General features: G+C 65.2%; 16 protein-coding genes and 1 pseudogene. 6 read left to right on the top strand and 11 right to left on the bottom strand.

Annotated elements, in window-relative coordinates; all coding sequences use genetic code 11:
• The 3 genes and pseudogenes from HOP52_RS19110 to bmt form a co-directional block, all read left to right on the top strand.
• A pseudogene (locus HOP52_RS19110) lies at positions 1–242 on the top strand (ABC transporter ATP-binding protein); the annotation flags it as partial.
• 1 nt (position 243) lies between these two features.
• The gene (locus tag HOP52_RS19105; protein WP_238979128.1) at positions 244–432 is read left to right on the top strand and encodes a hypothetical protein; all 189 of its coding nucleotides are present in this window, start codon (positions 244–246) and stop codon (positions 430–432) included.
• Between the two features lie 64 nt (positions 433–496).
• Entirely contained in the window at positions 497–1,510 is a 1,014-nt protein-coding gene (bmt, locus tag HOP52_RS19100; RefSeq protein WP_238979127.1) for a betaine--homocysteine S-methyltransferase, read from the top strand.
• 120 nt (positions 1,511–1,630) lie between these two features.
• Here bmt and HOP52_RS19095 read toward each other — a convergent pair whose 3' ends face one another.
• The 8 genes from HOP52_RS19095 to HOP52_RS19060 form a co-directional block, all read right to left on the bottom strand.
• A complete protein-coding gene (locus HOP52_RS19095; protein WP_238979126.1) occupies positions 1,631–3,643 on the bottom strand; it encodes a hydantoinase/oxoprolinase family protein in 2,013 nt (670 codons plus the stop codon).
• A 117-nt stretch (positions 3,644–3,760) separates the two neighbouring features.
• Positions 3,761–5,791 (bottom strand): ASKHA domain-containing protein, encoded by a 2,031-nt coding sequence (locus HOP52_RS19090; protein ID WP_238979125.1) that lies wholly within the window; start codon positions 5,789–5,791, stop codon positions 3,761–3,763.
• A 98-nt stretch (positions 5,792–5,889) separates the two neighbouring features.
• Positions 5,890–6,804, bottom strand: coding sequence for a dihydropteroate synthase (locus tag HOP52_RS19085; RefSeq protein ID WP_238979124.1), 915 nt, complete (start codon positions 6,802–6,804; stop codon positions 5,890–5,892).
• Positions 6,805–6,898: 94 nt separating this feature from the next.
• Positions 6,899–7,963: a methylenetetrahydrofolate reductase gene (locus HOP52_RS19080; protein ID WP_238979123.1), complete on the bottom strand. Its 1,065-nt coding sequence runs from the start codon at positions 7,961–7,963 to the stop codon at positions 6,899–6,901.
• The gene (locus HOP52_RS19075) at positions 7,960–8,442 is read right to left on the bottom strand and encodes a methylenetetrahydrofolate reductase C-terminal domain-containing protein (protein ID WP_238979122.1); all 483 of its coding nucleotides are present in this window, start codon (positions 8,440–8,442) and stop codon (positions 7,960–7,962) included. The genes HOP52_RS19080 and HOP52_RS19075 overlap by 4 nt, the downstream gene beginning before the upstream one ends.
• A 74-nt stretch (positions 8,443–8,516) precedes the next feature.
• Positions 8,517–8,822: a virulence factor gene (locus HOP52_RS19070; RefSeq protein ID WP_238979121.1), complete on the bottom strand. Its 306-nt coding sequence runs from the start codon at positions 8,820–8,822 to the stop codon at positions 8,517–8,519.
• Positions 8,819–9,430, bottom strand: coding sequence for a DUF1638 domain-containing protein (locus tag HOP52_RS19065; protein WP_238979120.1), 612 nt, complete (start codon positions 9,428–9,430; stop codon positions 8,819–8,821). Before HOP52_RS19065 ends, HOP52_RS19070 begins: the two co-directional genes overlap by 4 nt.
• Before the next feature lie 19 nt (positions 9,431–9,449).
• Entirely contained in the window at positions 9,450–10,151 is a 702-nt protein-coding gene (locus HOP52_RS19060; RefSeq protein ID WP_238979119.1) for a corrinoid protein, read from the bottom strand.
• Positions 10,152–10,472: 321 nt separating this feature from the next.
• Here HOP52_RS19060 and purU point away from each other — a divergent pair, with 321 nt between their 5' ends.
• The 3 genes from purU (at position 10,473) to HOP52_RS19045 (ending at position 14,018) form a co-directional block, all read left to right on the top strand.
• A complete protein-coding gene (purU, locus tag HOP52_RS19055) occupies positions 10,473–11,351 on the top strand; it encodes a formyltetrahydrofolate deformylase (protein ID WP_238979118.1) in 879 nt (292 codons plus the stop codon).
• Between the two features lie 24 nt (positions 11,352–11,375).
• Entirely contained in the window at positions 11,376–12,296 is a 921-nt protein-coding gene (folD, locus tag HOP52_RS19050) for a bifunctional methylenetetrahydrofolate dehydrogenase/methenyltetrahydrofolate cyclohydrolase FolD (RefSeq protein WP_238979117.1), read from the top strand.
• 165 nt (positions 12,297–12,461) lie between these two features.
• Positions 12,462–14,018 (top strand): trimethylamine methyltransferase family protein, encoded by a 1,557-nt coding sequence (locus HOP52_RS19045; RefSeq protein ID WP_238979116.1) that lies wholly within the window; start codon positions 12,462–12,464, stop codon positions 14,016–14,018.
• A gap of 115 nt (positions 14,019–14,133) precedes the next feature.
• Here the strand turns inward: HOP52_RS19045 and HOP52_RS19040 are convergent, their stop codons facing one another.
• The 3 genes from HOP52_RS19040 to HOP52_RS19030 form a co-directional block, all read right to left on the bottom strand.
• The gene (locus HOP52_RS19040; protein ID WP_238979115.1) at positions 14,134–14,877 is read right to left on the bottom strand and encodes a glutathione S-transferase family protein; all 744 of its coding nucleotides are present in this window, start codon (positions 14,875–14,877) and stop codon (positions 14,134–14,136) included.
• Complete coding sequence (locus HOP52_RS19035) at positions 14,877–15,119, bottom strand: hypothetical protein (RefSeq protein WP_238979114.1); 243 nt, start codon at positions 15,117–15,119, stop codon at positions 14,877–14,879. Before HOP52_RS19035 ends, HOP52_RS19040 begins: the two co-directional genes overlap by 1 nt.
• 16 nt (positions 15,120–15,135) lie before the next feature.
• Positions 15,136–16,862 (bottom strand): molybdopterin oxidoreductase family protein (locus HOP52_RS19030; protein WP_238979113.1); only part of this gene is annotated, 1,727 nt, incomplete at its 5' end.

Raw genomic sequence — 16,862 nt, 5'->3', positions numbered from 1 at the left:
CCGCGGTGATGGCGCTGCTGGCCGAGCAGGCCGCCGCCGGCCAGGCGGTGATGATGTGCCTGCACGATCTCAACCTGGCGGCGCGCTGGTGCGACCGCCTGCTGCTGCTCTACCCGGACGGCGAGGCGTGCTGGGGGCCGCGCGACAGCATGCTCGAGCCCCGCGCCCTGGAGCGCCTCTACGGCCAGCGCCTGGCCACCGCCGAGGTCGATGGCGCCCCCGTCTTCGTTCCTGTGAGGTGATATGACGACCACGATTCGCGGCGAGTGCCACGCCGCCCTGATCAGCGCCCCCGGCTCCGGCCAGGGCAAGTCGATGATGACCGCCGCCGACCCCCTCGGGCGCACCCACAAGCTGGCCCGGCAGCGAGGCCGAGCCGGTCTAGATTACATTGTTTTCAATATTCAAGTGGCTCAAGTTGCGCATGAATAAAAAAGTTTGCTCAGCGTAGGCGGGGGCGCCAGGATCTGAGCAATGATACTTTGGAGCAAGTGTAATGGATGGTAAATTTAGCAAGCTTCTGGCGTCTCGTGATTGGCTGTTAACTGATGGTGCTACTGGCACCAACCTGTTCGATATGGGACTGCAGTCAGGTGATGCGCCAGAACTATGGAATGAAAAGCATCCGGACAGGATTGCTCAGCTTTATTCTAGTACCGTAGAGGCCGGGAGCGACCTGTTTCTGACCAACTCTTTTGGCGGCAATGCTGCGCGACTCAAACTGCATGGCGCCCAACACCGGGCACGAGAATTGTCACGATTGTCTGCTGAAATAGCACGGGATGTAGCAGATAGACAGCATCGCACCATTATTGTCGCAGGCTCGGTAGGGCCGACCGGTGAGATGTTGGCTCCGCTTGGCAGTATGACCTACGAGCAGATGGTAGAGATTTTTCACGAGCAGGCAGAAGGACTCAAGGAGGGCGGTGCAGACATACTCTGGCTGGAAACCATCTCCGCGACGGAAGAGTTCCAGGCTGCCAGTGAAGCGTTTAAGCTGGCAGAAATGCCCTGGTGCGGAACAATGAGCTTTGATACAGCCGGTCGATCCATGATGGGCGTGACTCCCCAGGGCTTGACAGAGCTTGTTGGCCAGCTTCCTCATTCACCGGTAGCGTTTGGAGCAAACTGCGGCGTGGGCGCCTCCGATCTGATGCGAACGGTTCTGGAATTTACTGAACCAAGTCCGCCGCTCCCTGTTATTGCCAAAGGGAATGCAGGCATCCCTAAATATGCAAATGGTCATATTTGCTACAATGGAACACCTGAGCTTATGGCTGATTATGCCGTTCTGGCCAGAGATGCCGGGGCCAGAATTATTGGCGGTTGCTGTGGCACCAGACCGAAGCATATCGCTAAAATGCGGAGCGCGCTAGAAGAAAGACCGCCTGGTGAGCGACCCAGGCTGGAGGTGATTCGTCACCTGCTAGGTGAGTTTTCCTCAGCCACCGAGGGCAGTGGAAAAACGTCAACAGGGCAGGCTCGTTCCAGGCGAAAAAAGCGAAGATAAGGACCTGCACATTTCAGCGTTCAATCATCGCTGAGCGTCGAGCCGGTTTGCACAGAGCCCTTTTTCACCCATCCCGTACAAGCGTCAACATGCATTCAGGCATGGCAGGCCTTTGGCTTGTCATGTCTGGTTGCGGAACGGAGGCCCAATGGCCACGGCCGTCACCCTTGCTTCGAAAAAGACCTCCCCATCGATGTCATTATTGACGCGATTTTCGTCGACCTCGAAGCGCACCTCTACCTCGGCTGCTCCCGCCCGCCAGGCCAGCGCTTCGGCGCGCTCGGCACCGGACTGTCGAGCCATCGCATAGGCGGCCTCCAGCGTGGAGTGATCGCAAGGCCCCTCCGGCAGGAAGACCCGAAAGCAGCCGCGAATCGGCTGCAGTACCGTAATGTGGACTCGCTGGACCACCTGGGCGAGCAAGGTGCCCACGGCATTGGCCACTTCACCTTGGGGTGGCAGTACAACCTCGGCACCCAGCGCCTCGCCGACGGCTGGATAGTAGGTAGGGGCCGGACCGCCCACCGCGACGATTGGCAATGTCGGTGCAAAATTGAGTGAGAAGAGTGACAGCGCTTTGGCGGCTCCGGGTGCGCCACGCATAATCAGTGCGGCCAGCGAGGCTGCCAAGCGTTCCTGCTGGGCATCACTGTCGGCATCGTGCAGGCCCGCCTCGATCAGTTTGGTGGCGATGGCCTTGACCACCCGGGCAAAGATCTCGCGAGAGGGGGCTTCCGCATCGCCTTCCGGCCAGCGCCCGAGCCCGTATTGGCGGCGCATGCGCTTGGCCCAGATGATCGCCGCCAGGCGGGCGGCCTCGGCATCCCAGTGATGTGAGACCCCCAGGACATGGGCGGCATCGGTGGGTGTGAAGCCGCTGAAGATCACTAGGCCGCGACGCTCCAGACGGGTCAGCGCCCTGGCTAGCCAGCGCTCCTCTTCGACGGCACGCAGCATCTCCACCGGCCCTTCGGCCAGGCGCGCCCAGGCGTTGTGTTCATCAGGGCTGAGCTGACCCAAGAGCGCTTCGTCGTGCTGCAGGCGCATGGCGAAGCGATTGTGGTTGCTGCCCGGGGGAATGTTGAGCTGCCGCTGCAGGGCCACGTGGAGCTCGGGGTGCTGGCTGGCCAGCAGGCTCATGGGCACCACGCGGTGTGGCCCGATGGCAAGGCCCCGGCCGGGATCGAAGGCCACTTCACTGTCGCCGCCCAGGCCGATGGAATAGAGCTTGATGGCTTCCACCATGGGGCGCCAGTCCCCCACCCGGGCGCCGTCGAAGGAGAGCGTCGGCAAGCCGTCGCGTACCACGGCGATGTCCGTGGTGGTGCCGCCCATGTCGGCGACGATCAGGTTGCGGTGGCCGCTCAGCATCATGGCGCCGTTGACGCTGGCCGCCGGCCCGGACAGCACGGTGGTGATGGGCTGGAGGATGGCGCTGTCGGCGGAAACCAGTGAGCCGTCGCCCTTGACGATCATCAGCGGCGCGGTAATTCGGTGGCGGTGCAACAGCCCCCGGACCGCCTCGATGAGTTGCGCCACGTAGGCGATCATGCGCGCGTTCAGCGCCGCGGTCATGGCGCGCCGCGGCGCCCCCAGCGAGGCCGCCAGTTCATGACCGCAGGTCACCGGCTTGCCGGTCAGCTCATGCACAAGTTCGGCCGCGCGCCGCTCGTGCGCCGGGTTGCGGACACTGAAGGAGGCCGAGACGGCAAAGGCCGATACACGCTCCCGCCAGGCCAGCACCGTCTCGCGCAGGGCCGCTTCATCCAGGGGGGCGAGCTCATGGCCGCCGGCGTCATGACCACCGCCCAGGCGGCTCAGGCTGCTGGCGCCCAGCAGCGAAACCAGTCCTGTCGCCTGGACCTGGCGTTCGTCATAGCCGATCAGCAGCACACCGATCGGCGCGCCCTTGCCTTCCACCGCCGAATTGGTGGTCAGGGTCGACGACAGCGACACCAGCTCGACCTGGGACAGCAGGTCGGCGGGCAGCGCCGCCACGGCATCGGCGATGCCCTGCTGGAGATCCATACGCGTCGTCAGGCGCTTGGCCATCGCCACCACCTGATCGGCCTCATCCAGGAGGACCGCGTCGGTAAAGGTACCGCCCGTATCGATGCCCAGCCGATAGCTCATCGGGGCCTTCTCCTAATATACTTGGTGTTTTGCCAACCACCTTTCGTGTCATTTTGTGTGGCCCCACATTGGCGGGCAATTGCAAGGCTGGCTGCTTGAAACGTGCCGCCGACAGGTCTAGGGGGAGACCCCCTGGCGACGGCGCCGCCGGCCGCCGCGCGAGGCGGCGGAGCTCTCCTCCGTCGCCGCCGGCAGGGTCACCTGAGTGCGCAGCTGCGGGAAGGGGTCGTGGCGATGGGGGATCGCCATGGCACCCACGAAGTGGTCTTGAAAGCGCGGCTCCGTGGCGGTCTCCACCTTCTCCACACGGAGCACCACCTCCTCGATTTCGCGGCGTGCCTTGCGACTCAGCAGGGCGATGCGCGCGCCCGTGCCGGCGGCGTTGCCCGCCGAGGTGACGTGCTCCAGGTCGCAGTCGGGGATCAGCCCCAGGATCATGGCGTACTTGACGTCGATATGGGCACCAAAGGCCCCGGCAAGACGAATGCGATCGACGTGGTCGGCACCGAATTGCTCCATCAGCAGGCGGATACCGGCGTAGAGCGCCGCCTTGGCCAGTTGGATGGCGCGAATGTCGTTCTGGGTGATGGCCAGGGTGCGGCTGTCGTTGCAATGCAGCACGTAGGAGAAGGTGCGCCCGTCGGCCACGATCCGTTCGCTGCGCGCCGCCAGGCCGCCCTGCACGACACCGTCCTGGTTGATGATGCCGGCCAGGTACATCTCGGCGATGACCTCGATGATGCCCGAGCCGCAGATGCCGGTGACCCCGTGGGGGGCCACGGCGTCGTCGAAGCCCGGCTCATCGGACCACAGCTCGCAACCGATCACCTTGTAGCGCGGCTCGAGCGTCAGCGGGTCGATGCGCACCCGTTCGATGGCGCCGGCGGCCGCCCGCTGCCCGCCGCTGATCTGGGCGCCCTCGAAGGCAGGACCGGTGGGACTGGAGCAGGCCAGCAGGCGATGGCGGTTGCCCAGTACGATCTCCGCGTTGGTGCCCACGTCGACCAGCAGCATCAGCTCCTCGCCCAGGTAGGGCGTCTCGGAGAGGATCATTCCCGCGGTATCGGCCCCCACGTGCCCGGCGATGCAGGGTAGGCCATAGACCCGGGCATTGGGGTGGATGACCAGGTCCATCTCGGTGGCCCACAGCCCGTCGATGGCCTCGTCGGTGGCGAGTGCGAAGGGGGCGCCGCCCAGTTCCACCGGATTGATGCCGAACACCAGGCTCTGCATGATCGGGTTGCCGACGAAAGTCGCCTCAAGGATGGCGTCCACGTGCACGTTCGCCTCGGTGGCCAGTTCCAAGGTGAGTTCGTTCAAGGCATCTCGCACCGAGCGCGTCATGGCCTGGTCGCCGCCGGGGTTCATCATGATGTAGGAGACCCGGCTCATCAGATCCTCGCCGAAGCGGATCTGTGGATTCATTCGTCCGGCGGAGGCGACCACCTCGCCGGTCTGCAGGTTGCACAGGTGCGCGGCGATGGTCGTCGAACCCACGTCCACCGCCATGCCGTAGACCTGCGACTGGAAGCCCGGCCACACGCCGATGATGCGCCGGTCGTCGTAGACCGCCACCGTCACGCCCCAGCCGCCTCGGCGCAGGGCCTCCTGCAGTTGCTGGACGACACGGATATCGTTCTCCAGATCGGCCAGGTGCCATTCGTAGGCCAGGGCGTCCTTGAGGCGGCGCAGGTCGGACGCGGGCACGTGCATGTCCGGCTCCTGCACCTCCACGTAGTAGAGACGCACGATGGGGTCGAGCTCGATATCGAGCACCTCGGCGCGCTTGCGCACGATCTGGCGGTGCACCTGGCTCGATGAGGGCACGTCGATCACGGCGTCGCCGAGCAGCTGGGTCGAGCAGCTCAGACGACGTCCGTCGCGCAGCGGCCCGCGCCGCTTCTCCCAGGCCTGCTCGGCGTCGCTCTTGGCGGTGAGGTGCGTGGCCCAGGAGGCCACCCCATGCTTGGAGAAATGCCCCTCACAGAGGTCGACCTGGCAACGGCCGCACAGCCCGCGCCCCCCGCAGACCGAATCGATATCGACCCCCAGTGCGCGGGCGGCCTCCAGCACCGGGGTCCCCACCGGGAAACGCCCTCGGCGACCGGAAGGGGTGAAGACTACGAGAGCATCGTCAGCATCGGACATGGGGACCTCCGTCCGCCAGAGATTCGTTCAGGAGAGCGAAGCGCCTCATGTAGAGGCGCTTGCGTTATTCGTTATTATGGTCTTGCCGCAATCCGCGCTCAGGTCACGGAACGGCGACGGCGGGTCTGACGCCGCCCGCGCCCTTCGGCCCCGTCCGCCCCCGCTGCCGGTGGCTCACGGTACTTCTGGATCCAGCGCATGCAGTCGGGGTCGTGCCCCATCATCACGTCGGCGCCCATGATGGACGTCATGATCTCCGAGTGCAGCGGGTTGGTGATCGCCGAGGTCATCCCCGAGGCAATGGCCATGCTCATGAACGCCGCATTGATGCCGTTGCGATTGGGCAGGCCAAAGCTGACGTTGGAGGCCCCGCAGGTGGTGTTGACCTTGAGCTCCTTCTGCAGCCGGTGGCACAGGGCGAACACCTGTCGACCTGCGCTGCCCACCGCACCGATCGGCATCACCAGCGGGTCGACCACCACATCACAGGCGGGGATGCCGTGATCGGCGGCGCGCTCGACGATCTTCTTGGCAATGCCGAAGCGCACGTCAGGATCCTGGGAGATGCCCGTCTCGTCGTTGCTGATCGCCACCACGGCGGCACCGTGCTTCTTGACCAGCGGCAGCACCGCCTCGAGGCTCTCTTCCTCGCCAGTGACCGAATTGACCAGTGCCTTGCCCTTGTAGACGGCAAGCCCCGCCTCCAGCGCCTTGATGATGGAGGAGTCGATGCACAGCGGCACGTCGGTCAGCGACTGCACCAGCTCGATGGTCTGGGCCAGGATCGCCGGCTCATCGGCCAGCGGAATGCCGGCGTTGACGTCCAGCATGTGCGCACCATGCGCCAGCTGCGCCTCGACGTCCTGGACCACGCGGGAAAAGTCGCCGGCGGCCATTTCCGCGGCCAGCTGCTTGCGCCCGGTGGGGTTGATGCGCTCGCCGATGACCACGAAGGGCCGCTCGAAGCCGATCACGACTTCCTTCTTGTGCGAGCTGATGACGGTGTCGGTCATGGTACTTCCTCAATGGTGGTGTCTTGTTGTTGCTATCTAACGTTGTCATCAGGGCGGACGTGATTGGCGGTGTCGTCATCCCTGACAAGCACCGTCATCCCTGGACGGGCTCGAGCGCTTCGGGCTGAGCCTCAGGCGATTCGGGATTGAGTTCGGACGGGTTGTCGCGCCCCGGATACCAGGGCACGCGCCCCTCCAGTATGCCGGTCGTCTCGATGATCTCGGCCACGGTGTGCTCCTGGCGGTAGGCCATGATGTGGGCGCCACTGACACCCGGAATCTCACGGATCTCGTTCAGCAGGTCCATGCAAAGTCGTTTGCCCTCCTCCTTCTGGTCCTTGGCCCCTTCCAGACGCTTGACCACGGCATCCGGGATGTGCACGCCGGGCACGTTCTCACGGATCCAGCGGGCGCTGCGTGCCGAGGCAAGCGGCCCGATGCCGGGCAGGATGAAGACGCGGTCCGGCCCCTCGAGCAGCCCCAGGTCGCCCACCTTGAGCATGAAGTCGCGCAGCCGGGGGATGTCGAAGCAGTACTGGGTCTGGATGAACTGCGCCCCGGCGGCCACCTTCTTGGCCAGCCGATGGGGCCGCCACTCCAGGGGCGGCACGAAGGGATTCTCGGCGGCACCGAGGAAGATGCGCGGCGGCATGTCGATCTTGCGCCCACTCTGGAAACGGCACTCGTCGCGCATGCCACGGGCGATCTCCAGCAGCGACATGGAGTCGAGATCGAACACCGGCTTGGCCTGGGGATGGTCGCCGGCCTGGACGCCGTCGCCGGTAAGGCACAGCAGGTTGCAGGCGCCCATGGCCGCCGCCCCCAGGATCTCGCCCTGCATGGCGATGCGATTCCGGTCGCGGCACGAAATCTGCAAGATGGTGGCGTAGCCCACCCGGGTGAGCAGCGAGCAGACCCCTACGCTGGACATGTGGCAGTGCGCACCGGAGCCGTCGGTGGCGTTGATGGCATCCACGTAGCCATCGAAGATCGCCGCGCGCTTGAGCACCTCGGCCGGGTCGGCGGAGTCCGGAGGGTCGATCTCGCTGGTGATGGCGAACTTGCCGGCACGCAGCACGCGCTCCAGGCGACCGGGCGAGACGTGCCCCGGCAGGATCGGCAGTGAGTAGCCCGGCACGGGCTCGTCATCGAACTTCATTTCACAGCTCCGCTATCCGCGCACTCGCGGGGTTGATCGGCCAGCTTGCGCACCACGCGCAGCCAGGAAGAGGAATCCTTCAGGCGGAAGTCGACCGGCTGCTGCACCACCTGGATGCGATCGCCATACTTCATCCGGCGGCTGCCCTCCCAGGCCTCCACCCAGACACAGCGCATCTCCGGCTTGACCTCACAGTGGCCGTCGGCACGAACCCCACCGCAGGGGCCGTTGCGCAGGTTCTTGGGGCAGTTCATGGGGCACGACATGCCGGTGGTGGAGAGCGCACACTGTCCGCACATCTGGCAATCGAACAACAGGCCCTTGACGCCCTTCTCGATGGCCTTGACCGGGGCCTCGGCCCGCTCATAACCGATCCGCCGCCACAGCGGATGCAGCTTGACCAGCAGCGGCTCGAAGCTCCGGTACACCCATTCGAATAGCCGGGCGTGACGGACCACCCAGCGCCTCACCTTGTACATCCTCGCCCTCCTCGCCCTACGCCCCCGTGATCGGGAACCGCGGTCATGGCCTTTGTTGTTGTCGTGGCGTTCGTTTAGGCAGGCAGGGCCAGCCCCTTCTGGCGCACCAACTGCTTGAGCGCCTCATCGTCGAAATGCGCCTCGAGGCGCGCCGCCTCGGCCTCGGCTTCGGCTTGCAGGTCGTCGCCGCATTCGCGCGGCGTGCTGCGCTGCCAGTCGGCCATGTACGCCTCCGAACCGCCCTTGCCGGCACGCATGGCGGCCCGATCGATGGCGTGTTGGAAGCGCGGCGACAGCAGCACCTTGGCGCTCTTGCGGCCCTGCTTGGCGATCACCTGGGCGGGAATGTCCCGCCAGCTGACGATAGTCAGTGTTGTCATGTTGCCTGCCCCTCAGTGGCCGGCTCCGAGACCAGGCGGACCAGGGAGGTCGCCAGCTCGCCGTAGCCGGTATGCCGGTATTCGAAGGAGAGTCCGAGTCCTGCGGCGGCACGTCGGGCCGCCGCTTGCAGCGCAGGATCGTCACGCTGCGAGAGGTAGACCAGGCAGCGATACTGGCCGAAATAGAGACTCGCGAGTTCGGGATGCCGTGCAATGCCGAGCTCCTGGATGACCAGACGATCGAAGTGGCGCACGAGGAAGTCGGTCAGATAGAAGGTACCCGGCTCCTGCTCGCTGAGCGCCGCGATCACCGACTCCCCGGCATAGACGTCGTAGCAGTGCGCCCCCGGCAACCGTTCGGCGCCATGCTCGGCTAGCACTTCGTCCAGCAATCCGCCTGTGCCGCAGTCGGCGTAGGCCACGAAAATGCGCTGATGGCGCGATGCTCTCTGCAGCTTCTCACCCACGGCGTCGGGTATCCGATCCGGCCGATTGTGCAGATCCGCCGGCAGGCATTCCAGGCGTACGTCACGCCATCCATTGGCAGCGATCACGGCCTTGATCTCCCTGGCCAGCGCCCCACAGGCGATAATCAACGTGGACGACATGACGGCGGACCTCCGAGGTTCAAGCGGCGCGATGCATCGCGATGAGCTCCTTGGCCATGTCGACCGCCACCCCTGCATCACGGCAGTAGGCATCGGCACCGATGGCCTTGCCGAACTCCTCGTTGAGCGGGGCACCGCCGACCATGACGATGACATCATCGCGCAGGCCCTTTTCGACCAGAGTATCGATGACGACTTTCATGTAGGGCATGGTGGTGGTCAACAGCGCCGACATGCCAAGAATGTCCGGCTTGTGCTCCTCAAGCGCCTCGAGATAGGTCTCCACCGGGATATTGATGCCGATGTCGATTACCTCGAATCCGGCCCCTTCCATCATCATCGACACGAGATTCTTACCAATGTCGTGAATGTCGCCCTTGACGGTACCGATCACGATCTTTCCAACGGTTTCGGAGTCGGAGGCCGCCAGCAGGGGGCGCAGGACTTCCATGCCCCCCTTCATGGCATTGGCCGCCATCAACACTTCCGGAACGAAGAGGATACCGTCGCGAAAATCGACGCCGACGATGGCCATACCGCCCACCAGCGCCTCGTCGAGCACCCGGCTGGCGCTCCAGCCACGCTCCAGCAGGATCTCGGTGCCTTCGACCACCTCGTCGCGCAGCCCGTTGTAAAGGTCATCGTGCATCTGCTCGACCAGCTCGCCATCGGGCAGGTCGTTGAGATCGAAGTCTTCATCTTCATTGTACTGTTCTGTCATGACACTCCGCTCCTGATCATGCCACCCCGAGTTATGTCAAGGGTGAGGTTGCGAGAGCAAGAGTAGGCTCACCTCACGTGGAGCACATCCATGCGGGCGACGCCTTCATGCCAAGAAACGCCATACATGTCGCCCCTCTTAGGTGTCTTGAACGAATCTTTCAAAAAATTGATTTGCATCATTTTTTACGAACATTAAACTTTTTCGGCACGGTCGCTGCGACAATGCTTCGAGTCGCCTTCAGGCATGCACTCAGACGGCACGGGAGTACATTGCGATGCATGTCTAAACAACAACAGCCAAGCAATTCCGAGGGTAGCCATGTCCGCAATGACCGAAGGGAAGAACATCTATGTGCTAAAGGCCAGCTGTAAGGGGGCCATCGGTACCGTTTCCCGCCTCACCACCTACCTCGCCCAACGTAACTGCTACATCATGGAAATGGCGCAGTTCGATGAAATCGAAACCGGCAATTTCTATGTGCGCTGCGTCTTTGCCACGACACCGGGCGTCACCCCCAAGCTGGAGGATCTCAAGACCGAGTTCGGCCATGGCGTTGCCGACCTCGACGACATGGAGTGGGAAATGCATGACACTTTGACCCCGCCCAAAGTGTTGATCATGGTGTCGAAGTTCGATCACTGTCTCGATGACCTTCTGTACCGGCAGCGCACGGGCGAGATCAAAATGGAGATTCCGGCCATCGTCTCCAACCACCCCGACCTCAAGCGCCTCGCCGACTGGCACGAGATTCCTTTCTACCACCTGCCCATTACACCGGAGACCAAGCAGGAGCAGGAGCGCCAGGTGCTCGATCTCGTCGAGGAAACCGGGGCCGAGCTGGTCGTGCTGGCGCGCTACATGCAGATCCTTTCCTCCAACCTCTGCGAGGAGCTGGCCGGCCGTGCCATCAATATCCACCACTCCTTCCTGCCGGGCTTCAAGGGGGCCAAACCCTACCACCAGGCTTTCGATCGGGGCGTCAAACTGATCGGCGCTACCGCCCACTACGTCACCACCGACCTGGATGAAGGGCCGATCATCGAACAGGTCGTCGAACGCGTCGATCATACGTACAGCCCCATCCAGTTGGCAGCCGTCGGACGCGACGCCGAGAACATGGCACTGTCACGGGCGGTCCGCTACCACCTGGAGCATCGCGTCTTTACCAACGGCAACAAGACCGTCGTCTTCCGCTGAGGCGCCCGACATAGAGGAAAAACCATGTCTACCCTGATCGATGGCAAGGCCCAGGCAACCCGGCTTCGCGAGGAGATCGGTCGCCAGGTCAGCCGACTGCGCCAGCACGAGCTGGTCACTCCCGGGCTGGCCGTGATCCTGGTCGGCGAGGATCCCGCCAGCCAGGTGTACGTGCGCAACAAGGCGACCCAGGCCCGTGAAGCCGGCATGTCCTCGTTCGAGTATCGGCTGGCGGACAGCGTGCCCCAGACCAAGCTGCTCGACCTGATCGAGCGGCTCAACCGTGACCCGGAAGTGCACGGCATCCTCGTCCAGTTGCCGCTGCCGCCCCAGGTCGACGAGTCACGCGTGATCCAGGCCATCCATCCCGACAAGGACATCGATGGTTTTCACCCCATCAACGTGGGCAACATCGCCACCGGGGGACATGGCATGGCACCCTGCACACCACTCGGCTGCCTGATGCTGCTGAAACACCAGCTGGGCGACCTGAGCGGCAAACATGCCGTGGTGCTGGGACGTTCCAACATCGTCGGCAAGCCGATGGCCAGCCTGCTGCTGCAGAAGCACTGCACGGTGACCGTCGCGCACTCGCGCACCCGGCAACTCGAGGAAGTGTGTTGCCAGGCCGACATCCTGGTGGCCGCGGCGGGCCGGACGCGCCTCGTCAAAGGCGACTGGATCAAGCCTGGTGCCACGGTGATTGATGTCGGCATCAACCGCATCGAGGCCGACGGCCGCATGCGGCTGGTTGGCGACGTGGACTTCGACAGTGCCCGCGAGGTCGCCGGTGCCCTCACCCCGGTGCCGGGGGGGGTCGGTCCCATGACCATCGCCTGCCTGCTGCTCAACACCCTGGAGGCTACCTGCCGTCAGCACCGCATCCCCTTCCCCGACAACATCATGTCGCTGGCCTGGGGGGGCACGTCGTCCGAGACGACCTGATACCCGCCGTCGCCCAGGGCGATGGCAATGCCCAACGGTTGACTCAATTCGGTATGCGTGGGTCGCTCTGCCAGAGCTCCGCATACTGTTCTCTCTCCAACAACACTGTCTGCGACAACACCGTCTGCGACAACACCGTCTGCAGCAACAACACCGGAGAACGCCATGGATTCCCCCACCACTCGCCGCCGCACACGCACTGCCGGAGGCGCCCGTCGCGCCGGCAAAGGCACCGCCGCCCCGACCGCGCCCTACGCCACACGCCGCATTCCCTACTTCGAGGTCCTCGACGACGCAGGGCTGTCCCTCATCGAGGAGAATGCCGACACCATCCTTGAGGAGATCGGCATCGATTTTCGGGACGACGAGGAGGCCCTACAGATCTGGCGCGATGCCGGCGCCGACGTAGAGGGCGAACGGGTGCGCATGCCGCGCGGCCTGTGCCGGCGACTGATCCAGGACAGCGCACCACGCCAGTTCACCCAGCACGCGCGCAATCCGGCACGCAACGTGGAGATCGGCGGCCCGAATACCGTCTACGTGCCCGCCTACGGCTGTCCCTTCGTGCACGACATCGACCGGGGAAGGCGCTACGGCACGCTCGAGGACTTCCAGAACTTCGTCAAGCTCGCCTACCTGTCACCGAGCCTCCATCACTCCGGCGGCACCATCTGCGAGCCGGTCGACCTGCCGGTCAACAAGCGCCACTTCGACATGATCTACAGCCACATGAAGTACTCCGACAAGTGCTTCATGGGCTCGGTGACGCACCCCGATCGCGCTGAGGACACGGTGGAGATGGCCAAGATCCTGTTCGGCGAGCGTTGGGTCGATCCCGACACCGGTAAGCCGCGCACCTGCGTGATCAATCTGATCAATGCCAACTCGCCGATGACCTTCGACGACACCATGCTCGGTGCCGCCAAGGTCTATGCGCGGGCCAACCAGGCCTGCATCGTTACCCCCTTCATCCTGGCCGGAGCCATGTCCCCGGTGACCGTGGCCGGCACCGCCGCCCAGACCCTGGCCGAGGCCATGGCCGGGATGGCCTTCATACAGCTGGTGAACCCGGGCGCGCCGGTGGTGCTGGGCAGCTTCGCCAGCTCCATGTCGATGCAGTCCGGCGCCCCCACCTTCGGTACACCGGAGCCGGCGCTGGTGCTCTACGTCATGGCGAACCTGGCCCGCCGTCTCGGCGTGCCCTTCCGCTCCGGCGGCTCGTTCACCGCCTCCAAGCTGCCCGACGCCCAGGCCGCCAGCGAGAGCGCCAACACCCTGCTGCCCACCACCCTGGGTGGCGTCAACTTCGCGCTGCACTCGGCCGGGTGGCTGGAAGGGGGACTGGCCATGGGTTACGAGAAGTTCATCATGGACGCCGACCAGACCGGTATGATGCAGACCCTGCTCAAGGGCGTCGACCTGTCGGAGAACGGCCAGGCCATGGACGCCATTCGCGAGGTCGGCCCCGGCAAGCACTTCCTGGGCTGCACGCACACCCAAGCCAACTTCAAGGACGCTTTCTACCTCTCGCCGATCACCGACAACAACAGCTTCGAGCAGTGGGATGCAGACGGCCGGCTGGACATGGCCCAGCGCGCCAACGCCCGCTGGAAGAAACTGCTCGCCGAATACGAGGCGCCCCCCCTGGACCCGGCGATCGACGAGGCCCTGCTCGACTACATGGCCACGCGCAAGGCCGCCTTCCCTGATTCCAACATCTAACCTACGACGCCGGCCGGCCATGCCGACCGGCCGGCGTCCCTACTGGGCGACCCGGTGATACAGCACTGAGCTCGGGCCCCGCCGCCATTGCAACGGGGCTGCCTTACTTCTTACTTCACCCGCGTCCGGTCACGGCACGCAGGTCCAGTTGCGGATAGTCAGGGGCGACGAACAGCCGCCCGGTGATGCCCTCGCAGGACGCGGCGCGCCGAATCGCCGGCTGGGCGGCCAGATCCTTCAGCAAGGCCTCCAGGCACGGCAGCCGCTCCCAGGGCAGCTCGGGGCCAGGATCGTCGAGCGGGTAGAGCTGCAGCCAGCGCACCAGGCAGGCCAGATAGGGATCGAGCACGCTCTCGCCCTCAGGCAACAGCCAGGGGCCCCGACCGTGGTCAGCCTGGGCCTCGAGTAGCGCCAGGTGCTTCAACAACCGCAAGCGCACCTGGCCGCGCAGCGCCCGGGCCGCCTCAGGCTCGGGTGCAAAGCGCGCGGTGTAGAAACAGAGCCGCAACTCAGCGTGCAAGGTGTTGGAGAGAAAGAACAGCCATGCCAGCAGTGCGCTACGCGTGGTCGCCATGGCCAGGCGCTCGGGGTGGCACCGCTCGCCGAGCGTGAGCAGGATCGCCCCTGTCTCGAACAGCGCGGTGCCCTGGTGCTCGTCCACCAGCACTGGCAGCAGGCCCTGGGGGTTGAGCCGGCGAAACGCCGGGTCGTCGAGCCCACCGCCGGCGCGGTCGACCAGCACGTCTCGATAGCCGAGCCCGGCACGCTCCAGCACCATGCGGACCACCAGGTTGGCGCTATCCGGAGAGTAGTAGAGCCGATAGCGTGGCACAGTCGTCGGGTGAGTTGGACCGCTCACTACCGCCCCAGTGCCGGCAGCAACTGGGTGGCGATAGCGTCACGTACTGCCGGTAGCACCACGTCCCGCCGATGCACCAATTCATCGACCAGACCAGGCAGCCCTGCCAGCTTGCCACTGGCGTATGCGGCGGCGGCACGTTCGGCACACGCCTCGGGGCTCGCCCCCGCCGCCACCTCGAGACCCAGCGCCACCAGGCGATCACGGAAATCATCGCCATCGATCAGCTCGACGATCATCATGGGCCATCCTCCATATTCAATCGCTGTCCGCCAGCGCCACTTCCGCTCGTTCCAGACGGCAGGCGGCATACTTGAACTCGGGGATCTTGCCGTCGGGGTCGAGCGCCGGGTTGGTCAGGATATTGGCCGCCGCCTCCACGTAGCAGAAGGGCACGAACACCATCCCCTCCGTCATCAGCGGGTCGACCCGCGTCTTCAGCGTGATATCGCCACGCCGGGTGGTGATGGTGATCGGCTCGCCCGGCGCCAGCCGCAGGCGCATCAGCTCGGCCGGGGCCAGGCTCGCCACCGCCTCGGGCTCGAGGTCGTCGAGCACCCGACTGCGACGGGTCATGGAGCCGGTATGCCAGTGCTCCAGCTGACGCCCGGTGATCAGCACCGTGGGGTAGTCGCCGTCGATGGGTTCGTCCGGCGGCAGCGGCCGGGTCGGGGTGAACCTCGCCCGCCCGCTCGCGGTGGGGAAGGCGTCCGAGAACACCACGTCGGCTCCGGGAGCGTCGTCGGCCGGGCAGGGGTAGGTCACCGAGCTCTCGCGCTCCAGCCGCTCCCAGGTGATGTGATCCAGTGACGCCATGCCGCGTTTCATCTCGGCGAACACCTCGCTGGGGTGGGCGTAGTCCCAGCCCAGGCCGAGGCGGTTGGCGAGCTGCTGAATGATCCACCAGTCAGGCTTGGCATCAAAGGGCAGCGGCACGGCGGCACGGCCCAGCTGCACCTGGCGGTTGGTGTTGGTCACGCTGCCGTCCTTCTCCGGCCAGGCCGAGGCCGGCAGGATGACGTCGGCGAACTGGGCGGTCTCGGTGACGAAGAGGTCCTGCACCACCAGGTGCTCGAGCTTGGCCAGCGCGGCCCGGGCGTGGTCCAGGTCCGGGTCGGACATCGCCGGGTTCTCGCCGAGGATATACATCCCCTTGATGGTTCCAGCCGCGATGGCATCCATGATCTCCACCACGGTGAGCCCCGGCTCGGGATCGAGCTCGGTGTTCCAGAGCTCCTCGAAGGCGCTGCGCACCTGGGCGTCGGTCACCGGCTGGTAGTCGGGCAGCACCATGGGAATCATGCCGGCATCGGAGGCGCCCTGGACGTTGTTCTGGCCGCGCAGCGGGTGCAGGCCGGTGCCGGGACGCCCGGTCTGGCCGCAGGCCAGGGCCAGTGAGATCAGGCAGCGGGCGTTGTCGGTCCCATGCACGTGCTGGGAGATGCCCATGCCCCAGAAGATCATCGCCTTGTCGGCGGTGGCGTAGAGTCGCGCGAGCTCGCGGATCTGCTCGGGGGCGACACCACAGGCCGGCGACATCGCCTCGGGGGTCAGGTCGCGCACATGGGCCTTGAGCGCCTCGAAGCCCTCGGTGTGGGCCGCGATATAGGCCGGATCGTACAGGGCCTCGTCGACGATGACGTGGAGCATGGCGTTGTAGAGCGAGACGTCGCCGCCGGGGGTGAAGCGCACGCTCAGGTGGGCGTAGGCGTCCAGTGCCTGGCCGCGGGGGTCGAGGATGATCAGCTTGGTGCCGCTCCTCGCCGCCTGCTTGAAGTAGGTGGCCGCCACCGGGTGGTTGATCGCCGGGTTGCAGCCGGTGAGGATCACCACGTCGGACTGCAGTGCCTGCATGAAGGAGGCCGTCACCGCCCCGGAGCCGATGCACTCCATCAGTGCCGCCACCGAGCTGGCGTGGCAGAGCCGGGTGCAGTGGTCGACGTGGTTGGAGCCGAAGCCGACGCGCACCAGCTTCTGGAACAGCC

The organism is Billgrantia campisalis (genome assembly GCF_022341425.1).
GTDB classification, from domain to species: domain Bacteria; phylum Pseudomonadota; class Gammaproteobacteria; order Pseudomonadales; family Halomonadaceae; genus Halomonas; species Halomonas campisalis.
Note: the sequence above shows the minus strand (reverse complement) of the source record. Positions and strands in the feature narration are given on the sequence as shown.